The sequence below is a fragment of the Sandaracinomonas limnophila genome (genome assembly GCF_004005965.1).
Classification (GTDB): Bacteria; Bacteroidota; Bacteroidia; order Cytophagales; family Spirosomataceae; genus Sandaracinomonas; species Sandaracinomonas limnophila.
Genome location: NZ_SACY01000003.1, coordinates 295,213 through 308,509, shown reverse-complemented (window position 1 = coordinate 308,509; position 13,297 = coordinate 295,213). Strand labels below are relative to the sequence as shown.

Annotated in this window: 11 protein-coding genes; all 11 read left to right on the top strand. The window is 37.0% G+C overall.

The features are described from left to right. The first annotated feature begins 45 nt into the window (after window positions 1-45). The 11 genes from lhgO (at window position 46) to EOJ36_RS07460 (ending at window position 13,279) form a co-directional block, all read left to right on the top strand. Entirely contained in the window at window positions 46-1,245 is a 1,200-nt protein-coding gene (gene lhgO / locus EOJ36_RS07510; protein ID WP_127803950.1) for an L-2-hydroxyglutarate oxidase, read from the top strand. Between the two features lie 95 nt (window positions 1,246-1,340). Continuing rightward, the gene (locus EOJ36_RS07505; protein ID WP_127803948.1) at window positions 1,341-3,086 is read left to right on the top strand and encodes an ABC transporter ATP-binding protein; all 1,746 of its coding nucleotides are present in this window, start codon (window positions 1,341-1,343) and stop codon (window positions 3,084-3,086) included. Window positions 3,087-3,207: 121 nt separating this feature from the next. Then, window positions 3,208-4,884 carry a dihydroxy-acid dehydratase gene (gene ilvD, locus EOJ36_RS07500; RefSeq protein ID WP_127803946.1) on the top strand — a complete coding sequence of 559 codons (1,677 nt, stop codon included), beginning with the start codon at window positions 3,208-3,210 and terminating at the stop codon, window positions 4,882-4,884. Window positions 4,885-4,978: 94 nt separating this feature from the next. Then, window positions 4,979-6,712, top strand: coding sequence for a biosynthetic-type acetolactate synthase large subunit (ilvB, locus tag EOJ36_RS07495; protein ID WP_127803944.1), 1,734 nt, complete (start codon window positions 4,979-4,981; stop codon window positions 6,710-6,712). Between the two features lie 8 nt (window positions 6,713-6,720). Then, the gene (ilvN, locus tag EOJ36_RS07490) at window positions 6,721-7,254 is read left to right on the top strand and encodes an acetolactate synthase small subunit (RefSeq protein ID WP_127803942.1); all 534 of its coding nucleotides are present in this window, start codon (window positions 6,721-6,723) and stop codon (window positions 7,252-7,254) included. Between the two features lie 38 nt (window positions 7,255-7,292). Further along, on the top strand, window positions 7,293-8,336 hold the full coding sequence (gene ilvC / locus EOJ36_RS07485; RefSeq protein ID WP_127803940.1) for a ketol-acid reductoisomerase: 1,044 nt from the start codon (window positions 7,293-7,295) through the stop codon (window positions 8,334-8,336). A 61-nt stretch (window positions 8,337-8,397) separates the two neighbouring features. Then, window positions 8,398-9,399: a threonine ammonia-lyase IlvA gene (gene ilvA, locus EOJ36_RS07480; RefSeq protein WP_127803938.1), complete on the top strand. Its 1,002-nt coding sequence runs from the start codon at window positions 8,398-8,400 to the stop codon at window positions 9,397-9,399. 226 nt (window positions 9,400-9,625) lie between these two features. Continuing rightward, a complete protein-coding gene (locus EOJ36_RS07475; RefSeq protein ID WP_127803936.1) occupies window positions 9,626-10,768 on the top strand; it encodes a 2-isopropylmalate synthase in 1,143 nt (380 codons plus the stop codon). A 60-nt stretch (window positions 10,769-10,828) separates the two neighbouring features. Next, complete coding sequence (locus EOJ36_RS07470; protein WP_127803934.1) at window positions 10,829-11,791, top strand: hypothetical protein; 963 nt, start codon at window positions 10,829-10,831, stop codon at window positions 11,789-11,791. Continuing rightward, window positions 11,757-12,455, top strand: a complete 699-nt coding sequence (locus EOJ36_RS07465; protein ID WP_127803932.1) for a DUF6089 family protein — start codon at window positions 11,757-11,759, stop codon at window positions 12,453-12,455. Before EOJ36_RS07470 ends, EOJ36_RS07465 begins: the two co-directional genes overlap by 35 nt. Before the next feature lie 74 nt (window positions 12,456-12,529). After that, a complete protein-coding gene (locus EOJ36_RS07460; RefSeq protein WP_127803930.1) occupies window positions 12,530-13,279 on the top strand; it encodes an isoprenyl transferase in 750 nt (249 codons plus the stop codon). Window positions 13,280-13,297: the final 18 nt, after the last annotated feature.

The following is a 13,297-nucleotide window of genomic DNA, read 5'->3' as shown; positions in this document are numbered from 1 at the left end:
AAGATACAAAACTAAATCCTATCTTTGTGGGATTATTATTTACTTATGGCTTTAGATGTAATTATTGTTGGTGGAGGTATCGTGGGACTTGCCACGGCACACCGTTTATTGGAGCAAAATCCAAATTTGAAAATCGCATTGTTTGAAAAGGAAAAAGCGGTTGCAATGCACCAAACAGGAAATAATTCGGGAGTAATTCACTCGGGATTATACTACAAACCAGGATCCTTAAAAGCCAAAAATTGCATTGATGGTTACCATCAATTGATTTCCTTTTGTGAAGAGCATCAAATTCCTTTCGAAATAACAGGTAAAATTGTAGTAGCCTCTACCGAAGATCAAAAACCTTTATTGAATAATTTGTTTGTGCGCGGACAAGAAAATGGGTTGGAGGGAATACGGAAAATATCTGTGGGTGAAATGCGTGAAATTGAACCTTATGTGACTGGAGTTGAAGGTATGTGGGTTCCGCAAACAGGTATTGTTGATTATCGAGTTGTTGCTGCGAAATTGGCAGTGTTAAATGAGTCGAAAGGTGTGGAAATGCATTTAGGAGAGCAAGTTTTATCTATTACTAAAGGGCAAACCTTATCCATAGTAGAAACTACCAAGGGAACTTATGAAACCAAATTGTTGATCAATTGTGGTGGATTGTATTCCGATAAAATTGCGCAAATGACGCAAAGAGAACCTTTAGATGTTCGTATTGTACCATTTAGAGGTGAATATTTTAAACTGAGAGAAGACAAGGAATATCTAGTAAAGAATTTGATTTATCCGGTCCCTGATCCAAATTTTCCATTTCTTGGAGTCCATTTTACCCGTATGAAAAGAGGTGGGGTAGAAGCTGGACCCAATGCAGTTTTAGCTTTTAAAAAGGAAGGGTACAAGAAAAGTCAAATTGATTTAAAAGAATTGTGGGAAACTCTTTCTTGGCCGGGTTTCCAAAAGGTGGCTGCTAAGTATTATGAAACCGGATTCGGGGAAATGTATCGTTCCTTCTCAAAAGCGGCATTCACCAAGGCGCTACAGGTATTAATTCCAGAAATACAAGAATCAGATTTAGTGGAAGGTGGAGCGGGTGTCCGTGCGCAGGCCTGTGACCGAAACGGTGGATTATTAGACGATTTCTCCATTGTGGAAGACGCAAAAGTGATCAATATCCTAAATGCTCCAAGTCCCGCCGCAACTTCCAGTTTATCTATTGGAAAAACCGTGGCAGAAATGGCAATAAGTAGGTTTTAGATATATGGTATAAGGTATAAGGTATAAGGTATAAGGTACAGCCTTAATTAACAATTAACAATTAACAATTTACAATTAACAATTAACAATTAGTCTTGAAAGTCCTCTTCAAATACCTCTCTGAATACAAATACCGTGTTTTTGCGGCCTTGCTATTAGCTGCCACAAATCAGGTGTTTTCCTTGTTGGATCCTTATGTGTTTCGTAAGATTATCGACGATGTAGCCAGTATTTATCGACAAGAAACGCATACGCTTGAGCAATTTGTGACTGCTATTTGGCCTTTAGCCTTAGCATCTATCGGAGTGGCATTTGTTTCTCGTGTGGCAAAAAACTTTCAAGATTATGTCATCAATACCGTTACTCAAAAAGTAGGAGCAAAATTGTATTCAGATGGTATCCGACATTCTTTGGAATTACCTTATGAAACCTTTGAAGATCAGCGCTCGGGTGAAACCTTAGGGAAATTACAAAAGGTACGAGTGGATGTAGAGAAATTGATTACTGTAGGTATAAATATATTATTTCAAAGTGTCATTGCCTTACTTTTTATTTCCGTATACGCATTTTCTGTGCATTGGGCTGTGATGCCTTTGTTTTTGGTGACAGGACCATTAATCGCCTTCGTTTCTTCGGTTTTATCAAAAAAAATAAAAACAATTCAAGTTCAAATAGTTAAAGAATCGGCTGGATTGGCTGGTTCTACAACCGAAAGTTTGCGAAATATTGAATTAGTAAAATCTTTGGGATTAGCGGAACAGGAAATAGCTCAATTGAATGCAACTACGGAAAAGATTCTTAGCTTAGAATTGAAAAAAGTGCGCTATGTGCGTTCCATGTCTTTTGTGCAAGGTACATGCGTAAACCTTTTGCGAATGATCATGGTGGTGCTGTTGATATTTTTAATTTATAAAGGACAAATTACCATTGGACAATTTTTCTCCCTCAATATTTATTCCTTCTTTTTGTTTGGACCCTTACAAGAAATTGGTAATGTAGTAAATACCTATCGTGAGGCGGAGGTTTCCATGCAAAATTTTGCCCAAATTTTTGAAATCCCGAAAGAGGTTAAGCCCACAAATCCTAAGCCTTTGGGAGATATCAATGAGTTGGAATTTAAGGAAGTGAGTTTTAAACATCAGTCGGCCAATCAAAACGCCTTGAATGAAATTTCATTTAAGGTTAAGGGTGGGGAAAGTATCGCATTTGTTGGTCCATCAGGTGCAGGAAAATCTACTTTAGTTAAATTGTTAGTTGGTTTATATCGACCCAAACAGGGACAAGTATTTTACAATCAATTAGCAGGAGATGTTATTGATTTTGATGAATTGAGAAAGAAAATTGGTTTTGTAACCCAGGATACCCAATTGTTTTCAGGGTCAATCAAAGAGAATTTGTTGTTTGTGAATCCAAATGCAACCGAAGAAGAGTGTATGGAGGTGTTGCAAAAGGCCGCCTGCCAGCCTTTGTTAAATCGTGCTGATAAAGGAATTGATTCATTGATAGGGGAAGGTGGTGTGAAGGTTTCGGGTGGAGAAAAACAACGATTAAGTATTGCACGTGCTTTGTTGAGAAATCCTAATTTGTTGGTGTTTGATGAGGCAACCTCTGCTTTAGATTCTTTGACAGAAGAAGAGATTTCCGAAACCATTCGAACGGTATCCCAAAATTCGACTTTGATTTCAATATTAATTGCACACCGACTTTCCACTATCATGCATGCTACCCGAATTTACGTCTTGGAAAAAGGGAGAATTGTAGAACAAGGTAGTCACGAAGAACTCCTGAAAACCAAAGGATTATATTATGCCATGTGGAGGCAGCAGGTCGGAGAAGCATAATAATATAATTTTACTGATTTTTGTTTGTTTTTATTCAATTTACCCAATTTTTATTCGGTAAATTGTCTGTTTATGCAAATCCGATTGCGTATATTTGTTGTTTGTAAAAATTTGTTCCAATATGGCTCTTAATAAATTCTCAAGAACACTAACCCAAGAAGTTACCAATCCTGCGGCAAAAGCAATGTTATATGGCATTGGTTTGACTGAAGATGATATGAATAAACCTCAAATCGGTATTGCAAGTACGGGTTATGAGGGAAATCCATGTAACATGCACTTGAATGGTTTGTCAGTTCATGTGAAAAAGGGAATCCAAGATAATGGTATGGTAGGTTTAATCTTTCATACAATTGGTGTTTCTGATGGTATGACCAACGGAAATGATGGAATGAGTTATTCACTGCCTTCACGTGATATCATAGCAGATTCAATTGAAAATGTAGTGGGAGCACAGTGGTATGATGGTGTAATTGCTGTAGTAGGATGTGATAAAAACATGCCTGGAGCCATGATGGCTTTAGCGCGTTTGAATCGACCAGGAATGTTGGTGTATGGAGGAACGATCAGAAGTGGAGAATACAAAGGAAAGAAATTAGATATTGTTTCTGCATTTGAGGCATTGGGCCAAAAATTTGCAGGTAATATTTCAGATGAAGATTATGAAGGTGTGATTAAGCATTCAATCCCAGGTCCAGGAGCCTGTGGAGGAATGTACACTGCCAATACAATGGCTTCTTCAATGGAAGCAATGGGATTGGTTTTGCCAAACTCATCTTCTTATCCAGCTACTCACGAAGGCAAAAAAGCTGAGTGCTTAGCCATCGGAGCTGCAATGAAAGTGCTTTTAGAGAAAAATATTTGTCCAAAAGACATTATGACTCGCAAGGCTTTCGAAAATGCGATGACGATCGTGATGGCTTTAGGTGGTTCAACAAATGCCGTATTGCATTATTTAGCCATTGCACACGCTGCAGGAGTTTCGTTTACTTTACAAGATATTCAAGCTATTTCTGATAGAACTCCTTTAATTGCTGATTTGAAACCTTCCGGAAAATACTTCATGGAAGATATGCTTTCTATTGGGGGTGTTCAATCGGTAATGAAATATTTATTAAAAGAAGGTTACATGCATGGCGATTGTATGACTGTAACTGGAAAAACTTTGGCAGAGAATTTGGCTGATGTGGAAGATTTAGAATTCGAAAATCAAAAAATTGTGATGCCTTTGGATAAGCCAATCAAGAAAACTGGACACTTACAAATTTTGTTTGGAAACTTGGCTCCTGAAGGTTCTGTAGCTAAAATTACTGGTAAAGAGGGCGAACGTTTTGAAGGAATTGCAAAGGTTTGTGAGAGGGAAGAAGAAATTATTGAATTTTTGTCAAAAGGAGAAATCAAAGCTGGACACGTAATCGTTATTCGTAACGAAGGTCCAAAGGGTGGACCAGGTATGCCAGAAATGTTGAAACCAACTTCTGCAATTATGGGAGCCGGATTGGGAGATAAAGTTGCAATGATTACTGACGGTCGTTTTTCTGGTGGTTCTCACGGATTCGTGGTAGGACACGTAACGCCGGAAGCACAAGAAGGTGGTCCAATTGGATTGGTAAAAGATGGAGATAAAATCACCATTGATGCTGTTTCTAACACCATGACTTTACATATTTCTGATGAGGAAATGGCTGAAAGAAGAAAGAATTGGAAACCAATTCCTTCTCCTTTTACAACAGGCGTTTTGAGAAAATATATTAAAAATGTATCCTCTGCTAGTTTAGGTTGCGTTACAGATTTGTAAAAAAACAATAAAAGGGTTTTTATAACACAATAGAAACCTTTAAATTAGCTTTTTCGAATACTTTTTTGAGAAAAAAATAAATTGATATTGAATTATGGGACAGGCCCAGAGCAGCACATCCGAAATTGAAAAAAACCGTTTTTTAACAGGTGCACAAGCCATCATGCAATCTCTTGTAGAGCAGGGTGTGCACACGATTTTCGGTTATCCTGGTGGTGCAATCATGCCAACTTATGATGCCCTATATGATTACCAAGATCAATTAAAACATATTTTAGTTCGTCATGAACAAGGTGCAGGACACGCAGCGCAGGGTTTTGCTCGAATGACAAACAAGGCTGGTGTTTGTATGGTTACCTCAGGTCCGGGAGCAACTAATCTGATTACCCCAATTGCAGATGCCATGTTGGATTCTACTCCAATGGTGTGTATCGTTGGACAAGTGAAAGGTAATTTATTGGGAACAGATGCATTTCAAGAGTGTGATGTTATAGGAATGACAATGCCTATCACGAAATGGAATTATCAGGTAGTAGATCCAAATGAAATTCCTGATGTGATTGCTAAAGCTTTTTATATTGCAGAAAGTGGAAGGCCAGGTCCAGTTTTAATTGATATTACGCGTACAGCACAGACTGATGTGATGACTGTACCATTTTCTTATGAAAAATGTAATTCAATTATTTCTTACCGCCCAAGGGTGGAGCCTAAGAAAGAACATTTACAAGCTGCCGCAGATTTGATCAATGCAGCAAAAAAACCCTATATTTTAGCCGGACACGGCGTATTGATTTCAGGTGGAGAAGAAGAATTGAAAGCCTTTGTTGAGAAATCAGGCGCTCCAGTTGCAACTACTTTATTGGGGATGTCGGCTATGGATGCAGATCATCCTTTATTTGTAGGCTGGCCAGGTATGCATGGAAATTATGGGGCAAATGTGCTTACAAACTCTTGTGATGTGCTAATTGCTATCGGTATGCGTTTTGATGATCGTATCACGGGCGATTTGAATACTTATGCCAAACAAGCCAAAGTTGTTCACATAGAAATTGATCCTTCTGAAATTGATAAAAATGTGAAGGCGGATGCACCAATCGTAGGAGATGCTAAAGCAACATTGCGTGCTTTATTGCCTTTGATTGAACAAAAAGATCGTTCGGAATGGAGAAAGGAATTTGAAAAATACGATCAAGAAGAGTACGAGAAAATAAATAAAAAGGAATTATTCCACGAGGGAAATCAAATAAAAATGGGTGAGGCGGTGAATATGTTGTCGGAAAAGACAAAAGGTGAAGCCGTAGTTGTAACCGATGTGGGACAACACCAGATGATTACCAATCGTTATTATAGATTTAAAAAAGCCAATTCAATTGTAACCAGTGGTGGCGCAGGTACCATGGGATTTGCCTTGCCTGCCGCATTTGGAGCTAAGGTTGCGGTGCCAGAAAGAGAAGTAGTTGCAGTAATTGGAGATGGAGGTTTTCAAATGACTTTGCAAGAATTGGGAACTATTGCACAAAGTGGATTGCCGGTAAAAATTATTATTTTGAATAATAATTTCTTGGGTATGGTTCGTCAATGGCAAGAATTGTTTTTTGACAATCGTTATTCCTTTGTGGAATTACAAAATCCTGATTTTATCACGATCGCAAAAGGCTTTGGAATTGCTGGACATACCGTGAAAGATAGAGCAGAATTGTCTAATTCTTTAGATACTTTATTGAATTCAGATAAGCCTTATTTATTGGAAATTGTTTGTGAAAAAGAAGAAAATGTGTTTCCAATGGTTCCAGCCGGAGGTTGTGTAACGAATGTAAGATTAGATTAGAATTGAAAATGAAGACTACCTACACGATATCCATTTTTACAACCAATACTGTTGGACTTTTGAATCGAATAACAATCGTTTTTACCAGAAGAAGATTGAATATTGAGTCGTTGACAGTTTCTGAAACGGAAAGAAAAGGGGTTTCTCGCTTTACTATTGTTATAAAAAGTGAAAGTAGAGAATTTGTAGAGAAATTGGTTCGCCAAATTAGAAAAATTACAGATGTTCTTGCAGTTTTTGGGTATTTGGATAATGAAATTGTCTTTAATGAAATAGCACTATTTAAATTGGCATCACCCTCTGGAGGGAAGCCGATTGATGCTAAGGCAATTAACTTGGATTGGAATGCAAAGGTGGTTCATTTTGGAATGGATTATGTTGTAGTAGAAAAAAACGGTACAGAGGAGGAAATTGGTGAGTTTTACCAGTATTTGAAGCAGTGGGATATTTTAGAGTATATTAAATCAGGTCGAGTAGCTGTTGGAAAAACAGAGAAAGGCTTGGTAGAATACTTGCCTGAGGGCAATTGGGAAATAGTATAAAAAAGAATTACGATTAGATAAATTAAACAAAACAAAACATGGCAAAGATTAACTTTGGTGGGGTAGTTGAAGATGTAGTAACTCGTGAAGAGTTTCCATTAGAAAAAGCCAGACAAGTATTGGCAAATGAAACAATAGCTGTAATTGGATACGGTGTACAAGGACCAGGTCAAGCATTGAATATGAAAGACAATGGCTTGAATGTAATTGTTGGTCAAAGAAAAGGAAAAACTTATGACAAAGCAGTTGCTGATGGTTGGGTTCCAGGTCAAACTTTATTCGAAATTGAAGAGGCTTTAGAAAAAGGAACTATCATTTGTTATTTATTATCAGATGCCGCTCAAATTGAAATGTGGCCAACTGTAAAGAAATATTTGACTGCTGGTAAGTCATTGTATTTCTCTCACGGTTTCGGTATCACTTATAAAGAAAAAACAGGTATCGTTCCTCCTGCAGATGTAGATGTGTTCTTAGCTGCTCCAAAAGGATCGGGTACTTCTCTTCGTCGTTTATTCGTTGAAGGTAAAGGTTTGAACTCTTCTTTCGCAATCTACCAAGATGCAACAGGAAAAGCTCGTGAAAAATGTATCGCAATGGCAATCGGAGTTGGTTCTGGTTATTTATTCGAAACAGATTTCTACAAAGAAGTAACATCTGACTTAACAGGTGAGCGTGGAACTTTGATGGGTGCTATTCAAGGTATTTTCGCAGCACAATACGAAGTGTTACGTGAAAACGGTCACTCTCCATCAGAAGCATTTAATGAAACTGTTGAAGAATTGACTCAGTCATTAATGCCATTAGTTGCTGAAAACGGAATGGATTGGATGTACGCAAACTGTTCTACTACTGCACAACGTGGTGCATTGGATTGGTGGAGACCTTTCAAAGATGCTACTAAGCCAGTATTTGCAAAATTATATGATTCAGTTAAAACTCAAGCTGAAGCTGCTCGTTCAATTGATTTGAACTCACAAGCAGATTACCGTGTGAAATTAGAAGCTGAATTGAAAGAATTGCGTGAGTCTGAAATGTGGCAAGCAGGTGCTGCCGTAAGAAGCTTACGTCCTGAAAGAAACTAATTTTTATTAGCTTTTATAGAAAAGGCAGACGTAAGTCTGCCTTTTTTTTGTATCTTCCAACATGGAATTTAGTAGATTTACAGAGGTTCCCAATCTTCATCAATTAAAACAAGCACAAGAGCAATTAGAAGGAGTCGTTTATCAAACGCCCTTAGAATATTCTCACAGCCTTTCTGAACGATTTGGGGCTTCTATTTATTTAAAACGGGAAGATTTACAAAAAGTTCGCTCCTATAAATTACGTGGTGCTTATCATAAAATAGTGAACTTGCCGACAGACCTAAAAGCCATTGGTGTGGTTGCTGCCTCTGCAGGCAATCATGCACAAGGTGTTGCCTATGCTTGTGCAAGTTTGAAAATCAAGGGCACCATTTTTATGCCCAAAACTACACCCTTACAAAAAATAGAGGCTGTTCGATTTTTTGCTAAAGATTATGCCCGCATTAAATTGGTCGGAGATACTTATGACGATGCTTATAAGGCTTCTTTAGATTTTGCTATCAAGCATCAGGCTGTTTTTATTCATCCGTTTGATGATTACGATGTAATTGCTGGTCAAGCCAGTGTGGGATTAGAGTTGTTGAATCAAATGCAACAAATGCCCGATTTTATAATTTCTCCATTTGGCGGAGGAGGTTTAAGTGCGGGATTGGGCCTGGTTAAAAAATATTTGGCACCAAGCATTCAACTGATTGCTGTAGAGCCAGAAGGAGCTCCTTCACTTTCAGAAAGTTTAGAGGCAAACAAAGTATTGGAACTTTCCGTTATCGATCGATTTGTGGATGGAGCTTCCGTTAAACGAATAGGAGATAAGACCTTTGAGATTTCAAAATCACAAGTCAACCAGGTGCTTAAGATTTCGGTAAAATCCTTGTGTCGTACCATGTTGGATTTATATCAAAAGGAAGGGATTTTGGCAGAACCTGCCGGGGCTTTAAGTGTTGCAGCCTTAGAAGAATTAACTTCAGAAATAAAAGGAAAACAGGTCGTTTGTATAATTTCAGGGGGTAATTTTGACCCCAAACGGTTTCCGGAAATCGGTAAATTAGCTAATCTTCCCTAAAATTGTAAAAAAATCATTTTTAATTCAAAATTTTAAATTCTAAGTGAAAATTCAATTTCAAATCATTAATCTATTTTATTTTTCAAAAATAGATTTTTAATCTTTTGGTAATATTTTTTACAAACCAATCAGATTTTTAATCTAAATTTTAGGCATTTGTTAGAAAAAAATTGCTTGTTTGCTAATGTAATAAAAGTTAGTTTTGTGTCTGAAAATGCAATAATTTATGAGTAATAATCGTATTCAAATTTTTGACACAACCTTAAGGGATGGAGAGCAAGTTCCAGGTTGTCAATTAAACAAAGAGGAAAAAATTGAGGTGGCTAAGCAATTGGAATTGCTTGGTGTGGATATTATTGAGGCGGGTTTTCCGATTTCCTCCCCAGGTGATTTTGATGCGGTTAAAGCTATTGCAGATACGGTTAAGGAAGCTACTGTATGTGGACTTACGCGTTCCAAAAAAGAAGATATTGATGCAGCAGCTGCCGCTTTGAAGTCGGCCAAAAGACCTAGAATACATACAGGAATTGGTGCATCTGATGTGCATATCAAACATAAATTCAACTCAACTCGTGAAAAAATTGTTGAACAAGGAGTTTGGGCTGTAAAATATGCCAAATCATTTGTAGAAGATGTAGAGTTTTTTGCAGAAGATGCAGGTAGAGCAGATTTAGAGTTTTTGGCAAAATTGACAGAAGCAGTAATTGATGCAGGTGCAACCGTAGTTAATTTGCCGGATACTACCGGTTATTTATTGCCACACCAGATGCATCAACGGATTTCCTATTTGTACGAAAACGTTAAAAATATCCATAAGGCAACTATTTCTATGCATAATCACAATGACCTAGGTTTAGCTACAGCCAATACCATTGCAGGTATTGAGGCAGGAGCTCGACAGGTTGAGGTTACCATCAATGGAATTGGAGAAAGAGCCGGAAATACCTCTTTGGAAGAAATTGCAATGATTTTGAACGTTCACAAAGACTTAGGATTTGTAACAGGAATTAATCCAAAATACTTATATCCAACTTCATTATTAGTTTCTAATTTAATGGGAATGCCTGTTCAGGCGAACAAGGCAATTGTAGGTGCAAATGCATTTGCACATTCATCAGGAATTCACCAAGATGGATTTTTGAAACATGCCCAGAATTATGAAATTATGAATCCAGAAGATGTAGGCGTTCCTTCTTCGGCAATCGTATTAACTTCGCGTTCCGGTCGTGCTGCTTTAAGACATCGTTTAAGTTTATTAGGATTTGATTTTGAGAAGCCTGAATTGGATAAAATTTACACTAGATTTTTGATAATGGCTGATGAGCGTAAAATGATTCACGATGAAGATTTAAAAGAATTAGTAGGATAAAATATAAGAAAATGTAGTAATTTTCGTTTTGAATCTGATTTTAATTCATATTTAAATTTTATGCGAATTAGTAAAGCCAAAATTTTAGCGTTTTTTATTTTAATTGCAGGAAATATTAATGCACAATCTCCCTTTTGGTTTTTAGGTCAGCGCAAAAAAGAACCTTATGAGGCAATTAAATATGTGCCTTATGCAACTATTTCTTTTGGTGCTGGAAGCAGCAATTATTTTGGAGAATTAGTCCCTAACACCATTTTTAGTTCAAATTCATTGCTTTCCACCCGTTGGAATCTTGGTTTAACTTATACTAAGCATTTTCATAAGCGTTTTTCTTACAAAGCCTCATTAAGTTATATTCGGATCGCTGGAGACGATAATTATTATAATTTAAAAACTGGGGATGAGGGTACTTATTTTGCAGCTAATTTTGCTAGAAATTTGCATTTTCGAAACGATTTGAAGGAGCTAGCTTTATCTGGAATTTATGAATTGAAGCGTCAAACGCCTTATCGAATGAAGCGCCCTGATGTTTCGCCTTATGTTTTTGCAGGATTCGCTATTCTTTTGAGTGAGCCCCAAGCCAGAGGAATGACAACTAATCCAAGTACAGCTGCCAATTGGGTGAGCTTGCGAAATATAGCAGGTTATAGTTTTTCTCAAAAAGGGACAGAAGGAGTTTCCTATTCTCCATTTACTTATGCAATTCCCTTAGGATTTGGAATAAGATACAAATTAGATAAATACATAGATTTAGGATTTGAAGTCACTTATCGATTTGTTTTTTCCGATTATCTAGATGATGTTTCAGACGAAAGAAATACTATCGATGCCCCCATTAATGATTTTACAATTCGTTCCGGAGAAAAAATTGCTGCCAATACCCTAAAAGCCTTACCAACTTCTTTTACTCCAACTACAGATTTGGTTACTAGCAGCGGAAAAGATAGTTATTTCACCACCCAGATTCAATTGATTTTACATTTTGGTAATGCAGCCGGTAAATCCCAGGCTGGAAGTTGGTAATATGTTGAAGTTAAAAACCATATTTTTCTTATTATTTATAGCACAAGTCGGTTTTTCACAAACTAGATATTATTTGTATGGATTAGGAGTTGGTTTGAATGGAATGAAGGGTGATATTCAATCATGGAATATGTTGCCTAGTGCCGGCATTCTGAAAACCTTACGACCAACTGTTCATGGAGAAGTAGGAATACAATTAAATACTGCTTTTGACTTGAGAATTCGGGCAAGTATAGGTATGTTAAGTGGAGATGCAAATGTGAAGCAATTGCCAAATATAAGACCTTCTGACCCTACAACGTTTAATTCAGTATTAACAGATGTAAATTTTTTGGGAGATTATAATTTTTTGGATTTTACTAATCGAAAAGATTCAAAAGTAGGTTTTACACCTTATTTTGTTGGGGGATTAGGATATTATTTCGAGTCTGGTGAAGCTGCAACAAAATTTAAATCCAGTTCTCCAACCCTTAATTATGGGATGGGTATAAAATGGAAGGTGAATAGGTTGTCATTGGTGCGGATTGAAGGATTGGCAAAAAAGACCTTTAATGATAAATTAGATGGAATTGAAATTCCAAAAACGGGAACAGATCAGTACCTAACACTGTCAATTTCTTATGTGTATTACATTCCAGTAAACATTTGTCCGGCCTTGGATTAAAATCTGTTAAAATTCAAAATATTCAGCTTGAAATGATTACCTTTGTTGCTTAATTTGAATAAAAGCGTATTGCTGTGAAAGAATCTATTGACCTAAACAATCTTCCTACTCATATTGCCGTTATTATGGACGGGAATGGTAGATGGGCTAAGCAAAAAGGTTTCACGGATCGAATTTTTGGACACAGAAACGCAATTCAAGCAGTACGCGAAACAATAGAAGGTTGTGGGGAATTGGGAGTGTCCTATTTGACATTATATGCTTTTTCAACAGAAAATTGGAATAGACCCCAAACGGAAGTTAAGGCTTTAATGAGTTTATTGATTGGTACAATCAAGGATGAATTGCCATCGATGATGAAAAACCAAATTCGCTTGAAAGCCATTGGGGATGTAAGTACCTTGCCACAATCAACGCAAAAAGAATTGCAATATGCCTTGGATTTGACGGCCGAAAATAAGGGGTTGACATTGAATTTAGCCTTGTCGTATTCAGGTAAATGGGATATTGTTCAAGCGGCAAAAAAGTTAGCAAATGATTGTTTAGAAGGGATTATTAATCCAGAAGATATCAATACTGAGCGATTTGCATCAATGCTTTCAACAGGTGATATGCCTGATCCAGATTTGATGATTCGGACTGGTGGAGATCACAGAATAAGTAATTTTATGCTTTGGCAATTGGCCTATGCCGAGCTGTATATTTTTGAAGAATTATTTTGGCCAGATTTTAGAAAAGTCCATTTGCATCAAGCAATTGTAGATTTTCAAATGCGTGAAAGAAGGTTTGGCAAAACCAGTGAGCAAGTAAAAAGTGAAGGGTAATTGAATTAAAAGAAATTA

Excerpts from the sequence above, each read along its gene's own strand:
- lhgO (WP_127803950.1), top strand. The coding sequence starts at position 46 with ATGGCTTTAGATGTAATTATTGTTGGTGGAGGTATCGTGGGACTTGCC.
- ilvD (WP_127803946.1), top strand. The coding sequence starts at position 3,208 with ATGGCTCTTAATAAATTCTCAAGAACACTAACCCAAGAAGTTACCAAT.
- ilvB (WP_127803944.1), top strand. The coding sequence starts at position 4,979 with ATGGGACAGGCCCAGAGCAGCACATCCGAAATTGAAAAAAACCGTTTT.
- ilvN (WP_127803942.1), top strand. The coding sequence starts at position 6,721 with ATGAAGACTACCTACACGATATCCATTTTTACAACCAATACTGTTGGA.
- ilvC (WP_127803940.1), top strand. The coding sequence starts at position 7,293 with ATGGCAAAGATTAACTTTGGTGGGGTAGTTGAAGATGTAGTAACTCGT.
- ilvA (WP_127803938.1), top strand. The coding sequence starts at position 8,398 with ATGGAATTTAGTAGATTTACAGAGGTTCCCAATCTTCATCAATTAAAA.
- EOJ36_RS07475 (WP_127803936.1), top strand. The coding sequence starts at position 9,626 with ATGAGTAATAATCGTATTCAAATTTTTGACACAACCTTAAGGGATGGA.
- EOJ36_RS07470 (WP_127803934.1), top strand. The coding sequence starts at position 10,829 with ATGCGAATTAGTAAAGCCAAAATTTTAGCGTTTTTTATTTTAATTGCA.
- EOJ36_RS07465 (WP_127803932.1), top strand. The coding sequence starts at position 11,757 with ATGCAGCCGGTAAATCCCAGGCTGGAAGTTGGTAATATGTTGAAGTTA.